Genomic DNA, 19,458 nt, shown 5'->3' on the forward strand with positions numbered 1-19,458 from the left:
AGTAAAATTTAAGCGGCCTAACGCTTCTGTTCAATGGCTTTCTTTATACCATTCATCTCCTCCTGGGAAAAGTTAATCAAATAAGCACATACCGTACCGGTGTTAACACTACTACGATTATCAACAACATACAGCAGCGTATTAGCGACCACCAATGCTATTTTTGCATGGAAAGGGTTTTCTGTTCCCTCCTGTAAGTCCCTGGTTCCTTTAGCATCAAACTTGATGCATAAATTCTTATATATCGTGCTATCAATTTTTGTATCCTTTATGCTACATTCGATAATATTATCAACTGAAGCAAATGGTTGCTTTGCTATTGCATACATCTTATCTGAATTTTTTTCCCGCATCTTTATTCCTGTTGTAGTATCTCCTAAAAAATAGAATCCGGTTCGCATATACACCGTATCAGCACGCTCATACTTAGTCGCGTCTGTATCATGAGATACTTTGGGTGTATTATTGTTACAAGCAGCTATCAGCAGCAGGAATATGATGGCAAGGGATAGTTTACGCATAATCAGGTAGTCAGGATTCATGCTATTTATATTTGTAGATTTATTTCACAATATAGGCAGGGTTAAGCAAATAAGAAAGCATAGATTCGTAAAACAGGCGCGCGCTGTTAATTTCGAATGGAGATTTCATTGGGCCCCGTTACTAATCTTTATGGCGGTTCTGAGAAAGAATCTTACTGGTACTCCAATAAAACAATTATGACGGTAACGCTTGAAACAATCATCGCAGTAAAAAGCATTTCTAAAAGCTCCGAATTTTATCAACTGTTTTGAAAGAATATTACCTATTCCTTCTTAAAATCCTTTATTTCCAGTTACCTTCACCGGACTACGGATAATTCTGTCCCTATAATCTGCTCTTTTTTGCAACAGTCATTCGACACATTGATCAACAGCTTTATTGAAAACAAGGTTGGCATTTCAGCAAATTTCCTAAGCTTGCAGCTGGCGGGCGATCTAAAGGAAAACCTGCTTCAACTCCATTCAGGACAGCGTATGCTCCCTGCGGGTACGGGTAACCAGCAGCTGGCGGCGCACAACAAATCCGTTCGCGGTGATGTAATCTACTGGCTGGATAAGGCCCATAACAACGTCCACGAAAATGCTTTCTTCGAAGTAATGGATGCTTTTATAGTACACCTGAACCGCTCCTGTTATACCGGCATCACCGGCTATGAGTTTCATTACACCTTATATGAAGCGGGCAGCTTTTACAAAAAGCACCTGGATCAGTTCCGCAATGACGATAGCCGGCAATATTCGATGATCATTTACCTGAATAATGATTGGGTTCCTGCCGATGGCGGACAGCTGGCTGTTTACCACAAAGATGGCAACGCACAGCAAATAGATCCGGACAGTGGCAAGACTGTTTTTTTTAAAAGCAGTGAGCTGGAGCATGAAGTGCTGCTAACGAATAAATCCAGGATGAGTATTACGGGATGGCTGAAACGCTAGCCCATTAAATAACTTTTGGCTTCTTAAAAAACGTATAACCCGAACTTCGAAGCATCCATTTTATTGCTCATAAGACCTTAATCCATTCTGAAAGGATGCAAAAAGGATGCAGTAAACCTACATTTTTCACTGCATCCTTTTGCATCCTTTCAGATTCGTTTGATATAGTTTCCCTTTCTATGATAAAAACAGAAAAGCCGATGCAAGCACTTTAATTTTCTCTGATAATTTTATTGAGCCTCTATGGTACAAAACCTAAACCTTTTATATATGAATTGCGGAATATGCAGCGTGTGATATTACTGCGATACTATAGCAGACACTGGTGCACCCGAAGCAACTGATCTTTGGCAACTATCAAGAGCGGTTTATACCGACTGCTACCACAGCGCAATTATCATTAGGTGATCCTTTACAGTAATGACTTAAATAGATATTGCTGAGCTTCCTGCTCAGTCCATAGATAAGTACGTCCCAGAAACAAAGTAGCTGCCGGTTGATTTCCCTTTCCAGGTGCGGTCTGCCACCTATCTCTCCATTCTACCGGATTTATAAAACAGAGATCCGGTTCCTCATTTGATGAAAGCCATTCCTATTTTTCCTTCACAGTTTGAAAAGAGCCATTACCTCAATCTTCTCCGTACGTGGGAATTATCATTCTCCCATGATTTATATTGTCAATATGACACTTTTAAAATAGTTCTTAACAATAAGCAGCGTATGAACATTTGTGTAACAAATTTGGCGATTATTAGCATCGTTCCATTTTTAAATATGTTTTTTTTGCTTCTTTAACCAATAAACCACGATATGAAAAAGCAAAACTCTCTAACAAGAGTAACCAGGAAGGTTACTTTTGGCACTGCTGCCATCGTTGTACTTGCAGGTGCTACAATTTTAACAAGCTGTAAAAAAGAAGCAAGGCCCCAACCCGAGGCAGTGGGTATTGAGCGTCTTTCCAACGCTCAAGTCGCGGCCCAATTCTATCAATCGGGCACACATGACGGCTTCTTCTGGTCACTTTGGAAAAGTGATGGTGCTACCGGTACAGTTAATTACGCAAATGGCCCTGGCGGAAATTACAGCGTTAGCTGGAACGGATTTAATGGCAACTTTACATGCGGCAAAGGCTATCCGGTAGGTTCTGCATCCTATAAAATAGGATATAATCTCGGTGTCTATTCAAATTCTGGTGGTGGTACTTTCGGCTGGTACGGATGGAGCAGAAACCCTTATTATGAGTATTATGTGAATGAAACATGGGGGGCAGTATCACCTCATACGGGCACTTATTTAGGTACATTTGAAAGCGATGGTGCTGGTTATAATGTATGGACCCGTTGGGTGACAGGTAAAAATATCGATGGTGGTGATGGCTTCAGACAGATTTACAGTTCCAGAGTTACCAAAGTTACTACCGGGCAAAATCGCGTCATTACTTTTGCCAACCACTATAATAAGTGGAGTAGTTTAGGATATACGCTTGGTCAGTTAAATATCCCGGCTATTATGGTTTCAGAGACCTGGGGCTCTAATACCAATGGCAATATTAACTGTACTATTTGGATGCAATAAACACTGATTTAAATTAATAACAGACAAATACTGCCTGGCTTCCTGCCAGGCAGTATTTAGTGCGGGCATTTCCGATCACTTACCCGGATTAAGCATGCCTCTTTAAATATTATTTAACGATTAGTTATGATGAGATCAATAGCTTATTTTCTTTCATTTTTCATTGTTGCTCTTTCTGCCTGCGACTCACCGAATCCTAAAAAAATTGAAGGAAATAAAAAATTTCTAGGCGGAAAATGGCATAGATTTTCAATAGCAAACGGCTATAGCGAATTTGATATTGATTCGCAATACATAGTTTTTTACAATCAAAAAGTTGGCCGGTTCGGGCTTCCTTACAAAATAGAAAATGATTCTTTGAAATATCTTACAAATAATTACGCGGCTAAGATTACAAACTACGGTGACTCCGTACTTCTTGAAGGCAACGATAGTACTAAAGCCACGTTATATAAGTTTAAAGAATCGCCTGCTCCTTTTAAAACAATTCCTGAAGCAAAAGATTCTTTGTTATTTGCATCATATGTCGCAGGTTTCGATAAAAGACTAATCCGGGAATTTGAGAAAGCCGGAATAAAAATTTCTGGTGGTTCGGAAGAGCCTGCGTATGAAGAACTGTTAAAAAAAACGATAACAAATAAAAAAAGCGGGAGTACAAATTGACGATTATAACACTGCATAATTTTCATCAAAGTACAATCTTCATTATCCCCTCTACTTTGGTGATTCCTGGATTGGTTTGCAAGTCACCAAATCCTTTGCCGGCAATCAGCTCAGAAAAACTAATCTATAATAAATTAAAAAAAACTTACTGTAGACGAATTTGCAGCCTTTCAAAATCATTTGATATGATTTTTCCTTTTATTATAAGAGTAGAAAAGCCGCTTGAATCCTGGGGTTCAAGCGACTTTAATTTTCTTTCATAATTTTGTTGTGATCCCGTTGGGCTTAACCTTAACAAATCCACCCCCTGAAAGTGCGTAAGAATAATATCTACTTTGCTTATAAAGTTGACAAAATCTTCTTAGCTTCATTTCATGAATAAATTTGATTGGCATTCTGAAGCATTAAAAGATAGTACCATAATCACAGCAAGTTATAAAAACACTCAAAACGTCAGGCGTTTTTTTCAATCTCATTTTGGCACTCATTTTAAAATGAATCGGGAGTTTATGGCCTGGTTGAAGGCAAATGTTGGCAAAACATTAGGAGATGCAATAAAGGAGTTCGAAAATAAAGATCATATTTAAATCACCCCAGGGGTCTCTTTTTCGTAACAGTGCTTCCCCCCTACTCCCTTACTTTAAAAAATGGTCTACTAATCCAATAATGGTTGTTGTTTGCATAAGTAAAGACATATGACCTGTATTCGGTAAAATAGATAGCTGTGACCGGGGAGCCCCGGTAATATCGCTAAAAACATTGCCGCCGCATAACTGGTACATTTTAGCTTTATGCTCCATGTCCACACCATCATTATCTCCCATAATAAAAAGTACCGGAGCCTTTATGTTTTTCATATTTGCATCGCCCAGATCAAAGTTTTCCGTATCAAATTTTATAAATTTGCTGGTAAATTTGTGAAATGCGGAGCTATCATTATAAATTCCGGCATGAGCTACTTTATAGGGCGTTTGGTCAAGAAAATCGGGCGACAACGATTTTAGCATGTTTCGCATAACGGGCAACCAACCAGTGTATTGATAAGGTGCTGAAAGTACGATCAATTTATCAACAACCTCCGGTTGCTGAATTGCAAGCTGCATTGCCGTAGTGCCACCCACACTAAAGCCCATTATATCTGTCTTGTCAATTTTCAGGTATTGTAACAGGGCAACTATGTCATTTGCAAATCCGCTGTATGAAAAAGGGCGGGTAATATCCTTTGTGTGACCATGACCTTGCAACTCAACGGCTATCACTTTTCGGGTTTTCTTTAATTCCGTTATAATATTGCTCCAGCAAAACTGAATGGTCTGATAGGCGCCATGAATTAAAACTATCGGCTTGCCCTGTCCATAAATTTCATAATAGAGGTTAAGACCATTCACAGGTGCATAACCCGAAGTATCTGGTGTTAGAGACTCCTTTTGTTGTGTATTTAAACTCGTAGCCGACGTTTTAATTTCAGCGGACACTTTTAAGCCCCAATACGATAAAAGAACAATCATAATTATTTGTCTGTAATGCATAGTTCATCTTTTTCAAAAATTCATAGTGGAAGACGGTTTTCATTATGCCTTCTTCTATTGTCTGGAGAATTTATCCTTTTTCATTATAACACTTATAGATTTTACGTCTTTCAATGACCATAAAAATGCTATTAGCGCCGAAAAAATAATTATAGTAATGGCGGAGAGAAAAACTGGTGGCTTGGCTATCATTATTATCAAAATGCCAAATGCGATGGCAAGTCTGACTTTGAGTATCAGCACGGAGAACAATGGTTGTTTCGCAGCAGGAGCTTCCCCATAATGCTCTTCCCTTTTATTATAATTTTTCGCGTACCTACCTATTATTCTTGTAATTATCTCCATTAGAACAATTCCAATTATCGCACTGTCGACCCACGGAGCATCACGCCAACTCATTACCCCCATCGTTATACCAGTTGCAATGATTGCAATTACAGCAACAATTTGATACCTGTGTGTTATTTTAATGCTTGTCGCCAGGCTGTTGCTGACAGCGTCATAATTTTTAGTCTGTAGAATTAACAGCAGCCATTCTATAGCCCAGGTGCAAAAAAGCGCTATCGCTCCTGTAATATGAACCAGCTTCAGTAATAAATAAATATTGTAAGTCATAATGATTTTGTTATTGCTTATGTACATAATACCCCGCCTCCCATCAATAGATGCAAGTTCACAGGCCTTCCTCTTTGTCCCTTTCAGGCCGTATTTTTCAACGTAACGAACAATTCCTGGATATCTGTGACTACCCAACGCTCTGCTACCTTGCCCGCTTCAAGGCGATAAATGGCAATACCTTTGAGTGTTACCGCCTTCCCTGTGGGGGCTATTCCATGGTAGCTTCCCTTATGGGTTCCCAATAACCTCCAACGCACCACTACCCTATTTCCTTCTGCGATCAAATCATCCACTTCGTATCGGGCATCTGGCAATACCGGCAGTATGGTACTTGCATAGAAATCCCGAAAAGGCTGCGGGCCTGTTGGGCTGCCTTTCGGCCAATCATGAGAAATAAACTGGGGTGCGATAAGTTCATCCACTGCGGTCATATTCCAGTCAACAAGAACCTCCTGGTATAAGCGGCGCATGACCTCCTTGTTAATGGTGGTGATTTTGTCTTCCATTGTTATTTATTTTATTAAATAAAATTAGGAAGCGTCTAACTAGCAAAATTGTACAATCCTGCTATTTTTTGTTTGCAAACGAAGGATGAATACCAAACATTTTTCTGAACGTTTTATTTAAGTGCGAGGAGTCTGAAAACCCGGAAAAATGGGCGCAATCGGTAAGGGAGTAACCATTCACATATCGCTTAAACGCGGTTTCCATTTTTTTCCACAATATGTATTGCTGGATTGATATGCCCATTTCTTCTTTAAACAAATGAGCCAACCTGCTTTCCGATATAAATAGTTCTTTAGAAAGTATACGAATATTTAGGGTTTCCTCAGAGATGTCTCTCTCAATCAAATTAGTACAATTGTAGATTCGATCGCTTATTTCTCTATTCTTGCAGTTGACACAATTGGGCAATGAAAACTCCTCTCCATTTTTAAACCGTAGTATCTCACTTTCACCTAATGCTACGATGTCTTTTCCGGACAAGTTATAATATTCGAAAAGATACTCCCCCATTTTACTTGTTGGGTCAATAAAAAAAATAAAACACGCACCATCTAAACAATCAAATGAGTGCAAAGTATTCGGCGAAATAATAGCAGCCTTTATTTTGTTATAATCCTGGTTGGAACTTGAAATGTTTATATAGCCGGTTGTAGCAAACGCCAGCTCTAACGCGAAATGGGCATGCGTATTCGTGCGATAACCTTTGCCTGAAAAACAAACAATACCCTCTTCCTTAAAAACTACCGGCATAAAATCACTTCTGCTATTTTTGAAACAAATGATTTTTCTTAAATCGATTTACCTTGCTAAGATACTATTTTGGGCCAAATCAAATTTATTCAATCACATACCGGAGCACCGTAAGGATAATGATAAATAATTATCCAATTTACAATTACTTTCCTTATTTGCCGCCCCCGCAGGTGGGAAGATATAAATAACTCAATCTATCCACATCTAAAATCTGTGCAAAAAATTTTCATCTTGTTAATTCACTTTACCTTATAATTTACTATCTTAAACCCATAGTCAATGACTGTGGACCGGGCCATGATCACCCCGGTGCATACTTGTTTTAATGTTATTGCTGTCTTGAGTAATAAACTAAAACCGCACCGCAGGCAAACGCTTTACACTCTACGAGTTTTAACGCTAATTCGTTTTTTAAAGGATTGAATGTTTGTTGTCCGTTACCTAATGCTGCAGGGTTTGCAAGCACATAATACCCATCGATTAAATCATGTTGTATTAATGATGATACAAATGAATCGCCACCATATACAATGATGTCTTTCCCATCTTCATTTTTCAGTGCTTTTATTGCCTCTGCTAAATTGCCATTTAGAATGATTGTATTGTCCCACTTGCTGTCCCTGAGGGTATTTGAAAAAATTACATTTGGAATTTCTGCAAATCGTCTTCCAAGTTTGTGCTCACCATCATTGGGATTGTTTGCCACTTCCGTCCAATATGGAATAAACCCTTCCCCGGTTTTTCTCCCATGCAGAATGCAGTCCACATTGGTGAGATTGTCAATGCTAAAGTCTGACATCCCGCTGTCCCATTTATTGTCAAGTAAGATATTCATTTGCAATTTTATCTTTCTCATTTTATTAGTTTTTACAAAAGTAATTAGGTCCTCTTACAACCCAGGTAGGCTTTTGCGACATTTTAAGAGTTATTTGCGACAAGTAGTGTGATCGTTTTTGATTGCCGCTAACATTATATTTCAGCTATTATACGCTACTTAAGAAAGAAACACTATTTGCGAGCTGTTATATTTGAGCTATTTATTCAAAAAAAGGTGGTTATCGCAAATACAACTTCGCTAAGTTTTAATCATCCAATGGGCTAATTATTTTTTGTGAGTTTTTATTACCTGTATGTTTTGTTTCGGTTTACAAGTCTTAAAATATCAGACTTATACTTTTTTAATCTCCGTCTAACCACTTTAATAATATTATCAGCCCATTTTATGAAATCCTCTGATTTAGTGACCATCTGCATGTTTTCAACATATTTTGGCTGAAAATATAATCGTCCGCCGTGAAGTTCACTTCCATCAAAACTACATCTGGTAGACACCCAACCTGTCTAATACGGTCTTTCTCGTTACAAATCCAGATACCGGCTATTTTGTACATTGCAATTAATAACGTAAATTCAAGGTACACAACATATCCATGAATGAGCCTTTTTAGCTTGGCAAAGCGTAAATCGGGTCCATCACTACTTGCCAATCTATTAGCATGCTGTTTTATTTCCATGGGAGTTAATGCGCAAATCAAAGCAGACTTCAATGCTTCATCAACCACAGATTGTGAACTGCTGCTAACAACATTTAGTGATAAGTCAACCGGCCAGCCAATTTCCTGGCAATGGGATTTCGGTAACGGATATACCTCTACTGAACAGCACCCCGGGGCTGCCTATCTTAAACCCGGTATTTATACGGTAAGCCTTACCGTAAAAGACACGGCGGGCCATTCCGCCACAGTTATCAAAACAGGGTATATCACCGTAAGATCGAAACCCAAAGTGGATTTCACAGCCACCAACGTAAGTGGTTGCGCCCCTTTACAGCCTACCTTTACAGACAAATCAGACCCGGTAAACGGTACCCTGGTCACCTATACCTGGGACTATGGAGATGGCACTACCGGGACTGGCAGCAGCAGCACACATACCTATCAGCAGGCAGGCAAATATCCTGTTATCCTGATTGTTACTAATAGCTATCAATGTACCAACTTCAAACTGGTAGATACCCTGGTAAAGGTGACACCGCCTATAGTAGCCGATTTTAGTGTGACTGATAAAATATTCTGTAAGGCACCCGCCACCGTGCAACTGACCAATACATCTACAGGACCAGGTACACTGACCTATAAGTGGACATTTGACGATGGGAGCACCTCCGCCTTAAAAGATCCCGGTACACATACCTTTACAGGCAAAGGTATGCACGACATTACCCTAACGGTAACGAATACCGAGCAATGTACCGCTGTCAAAAAAATGGATGACATTAACGTTGCCGCCTACAAGACCGACTTCACCTTCCCGACTCCCATCTGTTCCAATACACCGGGGATCTATAGTGGCGTATTTTCCACTACTTCCCAACTAAAGGTAGCCTGGGAAATCAATGGCCAGCCAATTATGAACAATCCCGGCAATACCACTACCTATACACCTCCGGCTGCAGGTCTGCTAAACGTAAAACTGATTGCCACCTATGGTCAATGTGTGGATATCATTGAAAAAAAACTGGACATCAAACCAACTCCGACTGTCGGCATCACAGCAGCGGTACCTCCGTTCTGTAATATGCCGGCCTCCGTTCAGTTTACAGACAATGCCCCTGCCGGCACTTCCAGACAATGGGACTTCGGCGATGGTCAGACCTCCGGCGCAAAAGATCCTTCTCATTCCTATACCGCTGCAGGCAATTATGCCGCTACACTGGCTGCCACCACTAAAGATGGCTGTACTGCGACGAACCAGGTCAGTGTGGACGTATTCCCCGTAAAAATCACAGCGGATGAAAAAAACGGGAGTGGCTGCGAGGGGTTAATTACTACCTTCCATGCCTACAGCAGTAATTCAGATGCAATTAAAACCTATGAATGGGATTTCGGAGATGGTAGCCCCGGTTCCACAGCGCCCACACCCAGCCATCAATACAATAAAGCCGGCATCTACCTGATTTTCCTGAAATATACTACCATCAATGGTTGTAAAGGCAGGGTACAAACAACGAATAATGTAGAAGTATACCAGAAACCTGTACCTGACTTCTTTTCACCGGATGCACCCATGATATGTGGTAATACACCGGCTGTCTTCAAAGACCAATCAGATATGGGCGACAGTTGGCAATGGGATTTCGGCGACGGGGGTACCGGTTCCGGAAAAAATACGCCCCACAGCTACCAACTGCCAGGTACCTACACGGTACAGCTGATAGTAGGTAACCATACCTGCTATGATACGATCATCAAAAAGAAATATATTACTGCCACCAACCCATTTCCCCGGTATGCTGTCAAGCCGGTGGATTGTAATAAACGTACTACCATCATTTTTGAAGACCATTCCATCGGCGCCGAATCCTGGCTATGGAACTGGGGGGATGGTACCGATACCAGCTATACGGTTTCCACCAGTACGTTAACTCACGTATTCCCTGCCAGTGGCGTCTACCAGGTGGGGCTTACCGTAAAAGACAGCCACTGTACCACACATGAAAGCATGAGTGTAACCGTGATCGCTTCCGCTCCAATAATGATCACCACTGATAAAAATACGCTGTGCAGCAATGAATTACTGGGTGCTGCCATTACTACCTACAACCCGGCCATATATAAAACCGATAGCTATAAATGGATGGCCAACGGAACTGACGTAAGCGATCCGGACAACCAGCATACGTTCACCTACAAAAACCTGGCTCCCGGCAAATACAAAATGCAACTGGCCGCTGAAAACCTGCAAGGCTGTACAGACCTCAGCAACATTGTACCCGTCAGCGTACGGGGGCCTGTGGCAGCATTCAGGTTGCCGCCGGCAAAATGCCCCGGTAATGAACTTGTTTTCACAGACCTCACCAACATCAGCAACAGCGCCGGCGTTATCGAATGGCAATGGGATTTCGGTGATGGTACCCCCATACAAACCTTTACCAAAGGGCCTTTTCTCCACACTTACAAACAGCCGGGCAGTTATAACCCGATGATGAAGGTCACCGATAAAGACGGATGTATGAGTTACGGCTACGATAATACGTTGCTTGTAAAAGGCCCACATGCCACATTTACCGCCAGCAGCTATCTGGTCAAACCTGGCACCGATGTATATTTCTATAACCAATCCACCGAAACCGATGGCCTCATCACCAGTGTTGACTGGAGCTTTGGTGATGGAAATACTTCTACCGCTACTGGCACCGCCATGAACAACTATACCCAAAACGGCATTCACCAGGTAGTATTACGTATAAAGGATAACAATGGTTGTGAAGACAAGGCAGTAAAACAGGTGAAGGTATCTCCTATCGGGGCTAACTTTGCCTACAAAGCCATCTTTGCCAATGGTGGCAGCTGTGCACCCATGATCTTCTACTTTACCAACACTTCCCTGAATTATGTTTCCAGTTATTGGAGTTTTGGCGACGGCACCTCCTCCACGGAAGTCAATCCTGTACATACGTATACGGAGCCGGGGCGTTATGCCGTAGTACTCACAGCCATGGGAGAATCCGGGACCTCAGACCAATTCACCGATACCATAGAAGTGAAAGGTCCTCATGCCGCAATCATAGCCAGTTCAGATGGCGGCTGCCTGGAAAAGGAAATTCACTTTACCATCCTCAGTAAAAGCACGCAGGATTTTAGCTGGGATTTTACCGATGGTATTATTCTTCATACAAAGGATACAGCAGTAAAACATCTGTTCAAAACACCCGGCATCTATCAGCCACGGCTGTTATTATCCGATGAAAATGGCTGTAGGGGTAGTGCCCGGCTTCCCAACCCTGTTGTTATTGACAAACTGGATGTACAAATAAAACCAGTACCAGATATCCTTTGCGGGAAAGGAACAGTAACATTTGCCCCGGTATTCAACAGCTTTTCCATAGATCAGCTGGGCAAACCAGGCAGCTATCAATGGACTTTCGACGCTACGCTGATACCCACCAACGTAAGTACAGCCACGCCATCTTTTTTCATACCCACGCCCGGTAAGTATGATTTCAGTCTTACCACCACCACCGCCTATGGCTGCCATCAAACGGTGTCTACCAACGTGAACGTATACACGAAACCAGCAGTCAGCATTGCCGGTCCGGATAAAGTCTGTGTGCAGTCATCCACCAGCTTCAACGGCAGCGCAACAAACGACAACGGGCTCACCTGGCAGTGGAACTTCGGCAATGGACAAACCGCTACTGTAAGCACCCCTCCCCAACAGGTATACACCCAATCCGGCCCTGTCAACATATCACTCATTGTTGCCAACAAAGATGGATGTACAGATACCGCCCTGCATCTGCTGCAGGTACAACCTTTGCCGAACATAAAAGCCACTTCACTGAGCGACTTTATCTGCCGGCGTAATACAACTGTGTTGGAAGCTGTTGGGGGCAGCAGTTATGCATGGACGCCGGTGACCGGGCTCAATAACCCATTAATAGCTGCTCCTACAGCCAGCCCTGATAGCAGTACCACTTACCAGGTAAAAGGAACAGACAATAATGGCTGTATCAATATAGCGCAGTTAACACTACAGGTGATACAGCCTTTTAAAGTGATAGCCGCTCCGGATACAACACTCTGCCTGGGCGCCCTACTGCCACTATATGCATCCGGAGCAGATTACTATAAATGGGAAGGCGAGGGACTCAGCGATCCCAATGCCGCCGTTACTAAAGCAAAGCTGCCGCACACCGGTAACTATACCTACACCGTAACCGGTTACGACAACAAAGGATGTTTTTCTGATAAAACATCTTTGCAGGCAACCGTAGCACCTTATCCTACCGTTAATATAGGACCTGACCAGGATGTGATGGCCGGCACTTCCGTGTACCTGAGCCCACTGACAAGTAATGATGTTATCAGCTATAAATGGCTTCCGGAACATGATATCACTTGTACTGCCTGTGGAAGCATACAGGTAATTCCCAACCTTACCACCACCTATACGGTAGAGGTATCAAACCGCTATGGCTGCAAGGCAAAAGATGATGTTACCATACATATTCTCTGTAACCAGGCAGCCGTTTTTATGCCCAATGCGTTTACCCCCAATTTTGATGGACAAAATGACCGCATCTATCCGAAAGGGAAAGGAGTAAAAGAAATCAACTACCTGCGTATTTACGATCGCTGGGGAAATCTTGTATTTGAAAATACACATTTCCAGATCAATGTTCCTGCCGCCGGCTGGGATGGCAACAAGAACAATCAGAAATCCCTGGCAGGCAGTTATGTTTATTTTATGGAAACCATCTGCGAAAACGGAGAAAAATTCACATTCAAGGGAAGTATATTATTGGTGAGATAACCCGCATAAAACTACGTAAACAAGAATAGCGAATCCGCACTTTGATAGACTAAAACAACAAATCCTGCGACTTGAAGGCTTCTGCATTTTTCGTGATCACAGTCGGACAATTCCCGAACCATTTTCTCGAAAATCTAAAGCTATTAGCTGGTTCATTGCCATTAAAATAGTTTACTTCAAACAACCCTATTTTACGAAACTGCTTTCATAATTATCACTGTTCAGTCGGGAACGACTGGATGCGAAAATTCAGATCATATTACCGGTCCGTTTATTAGTTTTAGGGCTTACAATTACAAAATCCTTCGGCCAGGATATATCTGTATATTGTACAATAATTTGTATTGTAGCTCAAAGCTCCGGTCTACTTGTTGCTGGTGGGCTTTATTGTTTAATACGGTCCTAAGCTTTCTTTGCATGTATCTATACGCCGTTGCAAGAAATTACTTTCCATAGGATTACGTGCCAACGAAAGCGCTGTGGAGAAGTGTGCTTTCGCAACCGGATAATTTCCTCTACGGAGTTCAAGCTCACCAAGTGTAGCCGGGTAAAATGGGTAAGAAGAAAGACGATGAAGGTCATGGATGACACATATCTCCTGCAATCCGCGTTCCGGGCCATCCAGCTGTGCGATGGCAATCGCACGGTTAAGTGCAATGACCGGAGAAGAATGGATAGCCATAAGCATATCATAAAGCGATACTATCTGTTTCCAATCGGTATCTTCGCTTCTGGCGGCACTAGTATGCATTGAGGCAATAGCCGCTTCAATATGATATTTTGTCAGTTCTGTACCAGAGGCAGAAAGGTTAAGAAGTGCTTGTCCTTCTGCTATGAGGTTATGATTCCATAAAGACCGATCCTGCTCAAAGAACGAAACAAGATTACCCGAACCATCTAAACGGGTTGGTAGACGGGCCGCGTTGAGATACATCAACGCAGCAAGCGCGTATGATGGAGGGGTTACTAAAGCAGGTTGTTCGATGAGTAAATTCATAAGCAGCATGGCTTCCTGACAAAGGTCCATGCGCACTGCCGCCTCGGGTGAGGATCCATGATACCCTTCGTTGAAAAGCAAATATAATGCTTGCAGAACGGAGGAAAGCCTGGAGAGAAAATCCGCATCGGCGAGATCAAAAAGCTTTGTGGATTCCGCCAATATTTTCTTTGCCCGGGTGATGCGTTTTTCAATAGCGGCATGACTGCTCATGAAGGCCTGCGCAATCTCCTTTACATTGAATCCGCATAATATGTGCAATATAAGCGCAATTTGAGCCTCTTCAGAGAGGCGGGGATCGCAGCAGGAAAACATCATACGTAGCTGGGAATCTTTCACAGCGCAGGCACTAAACGCCTACTCTACCGTCGGAACCAGCGTCCATTCCGATTCAAGAAACCGCGTTAGTGCTGGCTCAGACACTCTAGCCGTGCGCTCCCGACGCAAGATATCCAGGGCGCGGTTCTTGGCAATAGCCATCAGCCATGCGGAAGGATTTTTCGGCAAACCACGTAACTTCCATGTCTCCATCGCACGGCAGAAGGCATCCTGAGTGACGTCTTCTGCCAATGCAAAGTTACGGACTCCGAAAAGCCGGGTAAGTGTGGCAACAATTCTCCCGAATTCATGCCGAAAAAAATGTTCCTCAATATCCATCACCTAATTCTAGTTGTCCGATTTCACGTACCTCTACAGAACCACCATCCCCGAAAATTGGGCATCCCAGGGAAAACTCCACAGCCTGTTCGATATCCCTGGCCACAATGATACTATACCCTCCGATTAGGTCTTTAGCTTCGGCATAGGGGCCGTCAATGACCTGCCTTTTTGTGCCTTTGACTACCTTGCCACCAGGTTGCAAGGGCTCTCCGAGTGATTTCACATGGCCTTTATCACTGAGGTCCTTAAGCCAGGCCATCCATTTGGCCGTTTTTTTCTGCATTTCCTCGGGAGATGCAGGTAGTTCGTACCCTCGATAGAAATATACAAATTCAGTCATAGTAGTTTTCTTTATGTTGATGTTTATATTTTATAATAGGCTTTTGTCAGCAGATACTAGTCGTCCAGGGCTCCCATAGTCAGATTGACGGTCGTTCCCATCATCCCGCTTGCCTTATCGGAAGCCACAAAGGCTGCTACATTAGCCATCTCTGCGAGTGTCATGAAGCGTTTGGGATGGTTCATGCCTGCAAGATAACCTGCGAACTGTTCCCAGGTTACGCCCGCTGTCTTGGCCCTCCATTCAAATATTTCCCTTATTGTCCCTGTCTCCGGCATGCCGTGCGGCTGCAAACAGACCACGCGGATGCCCTGAGGCGCGAGTTCAATCGACAGGTATCGGGTAAGCGCCTCCTTGGCAGCCTGTGACGGACCATAACCTCCGTTTGGTGTGCCTATTCTTGCTGGAGGTGCAGTAACGGTCATGATCACCCCGGATTTATTGGGGAGCATGCGTCTTGCCGCTAAACGCGCAGTCAGAAAGTATGATGTGATATAGCTCGTGATCGGCATGGAGAATTGTTTAAGATCCATATCGACCAGCGATGCCCCCAGATACCTGGTTGGTGAGTTCCCCATCGCATTGAAGGAAATATCGATATGGCCTGCCTTAGCCACTACAGACGCCAGATGCTTATCTATAGCCTGCTCATCAAGGGCATCAACTTCCGCGGCCTCAGCATCGCCGCCAGCAGACACGATGTCCCTGGCAATCGCTTCCACAGGCGCCAAGCGGTGCCCGGTAAGAAAAAGCCTGGCTCCTTCGCGTGCGAAAGCACATGCAACAGCGCCACCGATTTCGCCGCCTGCCCCATAGATCACTGCAATTTTGTCTTTCAACTCATTCATAATTTTTCTTTTTAATGTTGAGAAATGACACGTGAATCCTTCACGTTTCATAGCTAAGACGTTTGGAGTGAACGTTTCCGGACATTTTATTTGGATTATTTTATTTGGTGGTCGGATCGCTGACAGGACAATTTCCCAATCTTTTCTTGACACTTTAAGTTGATGAACGAATCTAACCATTTGAAAACCAAAATTTCCAGACGTTCTTATTTGCTTATGCGCAGGTACCGGGAAAATAAAAATCCGCTCCGGCGAACCGGAGCGGATACCTGTTATATTCCGATCATGTCATAATGTGGATATAATACTGTGGTAATTTGTTTTTTGCAGACAAATTACCGGATGACAGTTCTTAATATAACCACCGTGCGGCTATCTTATCATAGTTTGATAATACAGTAGCACCAACATTGCATTCATTTCCATTCATAAGAGAATTTGCATCACTAGCAGGTGTGCCGGGGATCAGCGAACCGCCGGGTTGATTTGTGTGCGTAAAGGAAATAGTATGCCCAATTTCATGCGTAATAGTGCGCTGACGTTGTGCAAAACTGTTACCAGCAATCTTCGCTTTGTGGATTTGGATAAGATTCCCAGCCTTGCCACCGGAAGGATAAGAACCCAGGCCGCAGGTAAGGTCACCAAGATCGGCATCCTTGATTAATATGTCATAGGATGCACCAGCGACTATGTTGAAATGTAAATCTATATCGCCTCCGATGTTGTTCCACTGATCAATAGCAGAATTGATCTCAGGCATCATCGAAGCCATGCTGGGGTCTACTTTGATGCGAACATTTAAGGCATTAGCAGCAGTCAGTTTGCTACCTACCCATTTTTGCTCTGTGGAAGCTTTACCCCCGGGAACTTCCATGTCTTTAGCGAAGCGGATATCGCCATCAACGATATAGGCGTCACCGTTATCAACGATATTGCTCTGGGAAAAGCCCAGACTCCGAATGTAAGTGAGCACTTTGGCTGCATTATCCTTTTTTTCAGGAGCTACAGGTGCATCAGCGCTTTTGCCGCATGAAGCCAAAAGTAATGCTAACAGTACAATAGATGCGAGTGTTTGAATGTTCTTTTTCATTGTTAATTTGATTTTGGTAATTGTGGGTAACGATCGAAATATACAGGATGACATGTACAGTAGCGGAAATATTGCTATTCCGCTTCACTGCTGATATATTTTTAAGTTCAAAGCTGATTGCTATTGCATATACATCTTATGTGCTCCGGCGTTTTTCTTATCTGTGTAGAATCCAATAACAGCCCAAACCTTCATTCACAAAGAAAGTGCGTGGCATACTTATCAGCCAATAAGACTAATGAAGTGGCCCTTTTTGTTGTCAATTTGTTTTTTTAGTAAACACCATCATACGGATTTTGATCTGCTGGTGTGATGCTGGTGTTGGTGGTAAATTCAGCCGTAGGTAACTGGAATATCAGTCGCCATGAACGGGCAGGAAGATTGATAATACGAGGATGGTCACCCGTGCGAACTAAGCCCTGACCAGTACGTATCAGGTCGAACCAGGCAAAACCTTCTCCATACAGCTCTTTTCTCCGTTCTACCAAAATATCGCTTACAAGTGCTGCACCGGTAGAGGCAGTTCTTGTTGCATTTCTTTTGTCCTGTAGTTCCCATAACAGCGCCTGGGCTGCCGCATCCTGGCCACCCTGCCTTGCAAGGGCTTCTGCCTCTATCAACAGCATTGTCGCTACCTTTAATCAAAACAGAAGCTCTGGCAACAGGCTCACCGTTTTCGTTGATGACGCGCCCTTTTAATTCAACAGGAATAAATAGGATTCCTACTTTATAGGATGTCGTGAACGCATTGGCATTCATCTGTAAAATTACTAAGAGCCTAAAAATGCTGCACAATTTCGTTAACAGCAATTTCATAGACAAGAACCGGCTTCCGGTCTTGCGGGGAATGGTTTGATTCATACGTGTTATGTTTTGGTGTTTACAGGGTAGATTGTAGGTTTATGCTGCTGTAACCAGGTTACACAGTAATCACATTATGTGCAGATTGGGCTTGACCTGCATCATTTCTCCTGGTTTTCAGCTTTGTCTTCTTTTATTAAGGGTATTATTTTAGTTAAGAAAAGGTGTGCATCTGATCATTATCACTTTTTATCCTAAAAGATATATTATAGCTGTTCACCTGTATTTGCAGCAGTTATGGAAAGACATGTCTTATCCTTTGCCACTATAGAAAAAGAATAAATTGCTCACGGGTTGAATACACCAAAGATATCCAATGAAAACATGCAGGACTTCTCGAATATTACCTCATTGTCTATAAAAATTAACTTGTTTTAGTTAGGGTACTTGACGAAAAAAATCTCGCACATTGGCTGCCGAACCCGGCTGCCGTGACGACCGACCGGCGGCAATGCTGCAATTAGCCATACAGGCCATGCAGATTCGGATCAGGCCCACCTGGCTTAGTCACGGGCCATATCAGGTCCGCTGACCCTACAATAGATAAGGAATGCGAACTAATGTTGTGAGGTGCAATTATCTGCATTTGCATAAATTAATAAAAGATAGGTGGGAAAGTAAAAGCGAAAATGCATGAAAGTCTTCCAGACAAGGAGAAAATATTGGATTTGAGTATCTGGCTTCCCACAACCAAGGTTGAAATTAATTTGTAACCCTTTCATGCTCTTTGTGGGTTTAAGGTTAACTCCTTTGATGTTGTTGGTGTTAATTGCTTTGGTTTAAAGTCCTAAAATACTGATCAGTGAATCATTTACAGAGAGAAAGGTTACACTAAGTTTAAGCATTGCTGGTGTAACCTTATATGTTACCATTCACATTCGTTTGGAATGATAAACCTTGGTAGTCAAACAACATTAAAGCCGCGTAAATCATGATATTTATGCGGCTTTAATATTGTTTGTATTCTTTGTTGTGATCCCCTTGTAGCACGTATGTTTGTAATGTTTTTGTAGATTCTGTGTTTGATAGTGGTGAGTGTTTATTGCTAACCGTTATGCTGACCTTTAATAGGTTTAACCAATAATATTCAAGATTAGTTTTATTTTGATTCATATCACTCTTTTTTAGCAAGTCATTAACTTGCTCTATGAGTACATATAATTAAAACGTTGCCTCTCAACAATATGCACCAAATTTCACCACTTCTCCCTAAAAGTTCTTATC

17 protein-coding genes are annotated in these 19,458 nt (G+C 42.5%); 5 read left to right on the forward strand and 12 right to left on the reverse strand.

The genetic code is table 11. The features are described 5' to 3' along the window. Positions 1 to 17 precede the first annotated feature (17 nt). Entirely contained in the window at positions 18 to 542 is a 525-nt protein-coding gene (locus AC5ZC7_RS14475; RefSeq protein ID WP_496162400.1) for a hypothetical protein, read from the reverse strand. A gap of 342 nt (positions 543 to 884) precedes the next feature. On the opposite strand from AC5ZC7_RS14475, the gene AC5ZC7_RS14480 reads away from it, so the two are divergent. The 4 genes from AC5ZC7_RS14480 to AC5ZC7_RS14495 all read left to right on the forward strand — a co-directional run bounded on the left by AC5ZC7_RS14480 (position 885) and on the right by AC5ZC7_RS14495 (position 4,303). Next, positions 885 to 1,478, forward strand: a complete 594-nt coding sequence (locus AC5ZC7_RS14480) for a 2OG-Fe(II) oxygenase (protein ID WP_496162399.1) — start codon at positions 885 to 887, stop codon at positions 1,476 to 1,478. 810 nt (positions 1,479 to 2,288) lie between these two features. Continuing rightward, positions 2,289 to 3,053, forward strand: coding sequence for a glycoside hydrolase family 11 protein (locus AC5ZC7_RS14485; protein ID WP_496162398.1), 765 nt, complete (start codon positions 2,289 to 2,291; stop codon positions 3,051 to 3,053). A gap of 126 nt (positions 3,054 to 3,179) precedes the next feature. Continuing rightward, a complete protein-coding gene (locus AC5ZC7_RS14490; RefSeq protein ID WP_496162397.1) occupies positions 3,180 to 3,716 on the forward strand; it encodes a hypothetical protein in 537 nt (178 codons plus the stop codon). Between the two features lie 374 nt (positions 3,717 to 4,090). Further along, positions 4,091 to 4,303, forward strand: a complete 213-nt coding sequence (locus tag AC5ZC7_RS14495) for a DUF6434 domain-containing protein (RefSeq protein ID WP_496162396.1) — start codon at positions 4,091 to 4,093, stop codon at positions 4,301 to 4,303. A 48-nt stretch (positions 4,304 to 4,351) separates the two neighbouring features. On the opposite strand, the gene AC5ZC7_RS14500 is transcribed toward AC5ZC7_RS14495, so the two are convergent. From AC5ZC7_RS14500 to AC5ZC7_RS14520, 5 genes are all read right to left on the reverse strand, one after another. Then, positions 4,352 to 5,245, reverse strand: coding sequence for an alpha/beta fold hydrolase (locus tag AC5ZC7_RS14500; RefSeq protein WP_496162395.1), 894 nt, complete (start codon positions 5,243 to 5,245; stop codon positions 4,352 to 4,354). 54 nt (positions 5,246 to 5,299) lie between these two features. Next, positions 5,300 to 5,860 (reverse strand): hypothetical protein, encoded by a 561-nt coding sequence (locus AC5ZC7_RS14505; protein WP_496162394.1) that lies wholly within the window; start codon positions 5,858 to 5,860, stop codon positions 5,300 to 5,302. A gap of 83 nt (positions 5,861 to 5,943) precedes the next feature. Beyond that, positions 5,944 to 6,369 carry an ester cyclase gene (locus AC5ZC7_RS14510; RefSeq protein ID WP_496162393.1) on the reverse strand — a complete coding sequence of 142 codons (426 nt, stop codon included), beginning with the start codon at positions 6,367 to 6,369 and terminating at the stop codon, positions 5,944 to 5,946. Between the two features lie 61 nt (positions 6,370 to 6,430). Then, complete coding sequence (locus tag AC5ZC7_RS14515; RefSeq protein WP_496162392.1) at positions 6,431 to 7,120, reverse strand: helix-turn-helix domain-containing protein; 690 nt, start codon at positions 7,118 to 7,120, stop codon at positions 6,431 to 6,433. A 331-nt stretch (positions 7,121 to 7,451) separates the two neighbouring features. Next, positions 7,452 to 7,979: a dihydrofolate reductase family protein gene (locus AC5ZC7_RS14520; protein ID WP_496162391.1), complete on the reverse strand. Its 528-nt coding sequence runs from the start codon at positions 7,977 to 7,979 to the stop codon at positions 7,452 to 7,454. A 656-nt stretch (positions 7,980 to 8,635) separates the two neighbouring features. On the opposite strand from AC5ZC7_RS14520, the gene AC5ZC7_RS14525 reads away from it, so the two are divergent. Continuing rightward, positions 8,636 to 13,438, forward strand: coding sequence for a PKD domain-containing protein (locus AC5ZC7_RS14525; protein ID WP_496162390.1), 4,803 nt, complete (start codon positions 8,636 to 8,638; stop codon positions 13,436 to 13,438). Between the two features lie 391 nt (positions 13,439 to 13,829). On the opposite strand, the gene AC5ZC7_RS14530 is transcribed toward AC5ZC7_RS14525, so the two are convergent. The 6 genes from AC5ZC7_RS14530 to AC5ZC7_RS14555 form a co-directional block, all read right to left on the reverse strand. Then, entirely contained in the window at positions 13,830 to 14,774 is a 945-nt protein-coding gene (locus AC5ZC7_RS14530) for a DUF6596 domain-containing protein (protein WP_496162389.1), read from the reverse strand. An 18-nt stretch (positions 14,775 to 14,792) separates the two neighbouring features. Beyond that, positions 14,793 to 15,092 carry a sigma factor gene (locus AC5ZC7_RS14535; protein ID WP_496162388.1) on the reverse strand — a complete coding sequence of 100 codons (300 nt, stop codon included), beginning with the start codon at positions 15,090 to 15,092 and terminating at the stop codon, positions 14,793 to 14,795. Continuing rightward, the gene (locus tag AC5ZC7_RS14540) at positions 15,082 to 15,354 is read right to left on the reverse strand and encodes a YciI family protein (RefSeq protein WP_511911559.1); all 273 of its coding nucleotides are present in this window, start codon (positions 15,352 to 15,354) and stop codon (positions 15,082 to 15,084) included. Before AC5ZC7_RS14540 ends, AC5ZC7_RS14535 begins: the two co-directional genes overlap by 11 nt. Positions 15,355 to 15,491: 137 nt before the next feature. Continuing rightward, positions 15,492 to 16,334, reverse strand: a complete 843-nt coding sequence (locus AC5ZC7_RS14545; RefSeq protein ID WP_496162386.1) for an SDR family oxidoreductase — start codon at positions 16,332 to 16,334, stop codon at positions 15,492 to 15,494. Between the two features lie 301 nt (positions 16,335 to 16,635). Then, entirely contained in the window at positions 16,636 to 17,373 is a 738-nt protein-coding gene (locus AC5ZC7_RS14550) for a M57 family metalloprotease (RefSeq protein WP_496162385.1), read from the reverse strand. A 272-nt stretch (positions 17,374 to 17,645) separates the two neighbouring features. Beyond that, the gene (locus AC5ZC7_RS14555; RefSeq protein WP_496162384.1) at positions 17,646 to 17,999 is read right to left on the reverse strand and encodes a RagB/SusD family nutrient uptake outer membrane protein; all 354 of its coding nucleotides are present in this window, start codon (positions 17,997 to 17,999) and stop codon (positions 17,646 to 17,648) included. Positions 18,000 to 19,458: the final 1,459 nt, after the last annotated feature.

This window comes from Chitinophaga sp. 9-1-y, assembly GCF_059511905.2.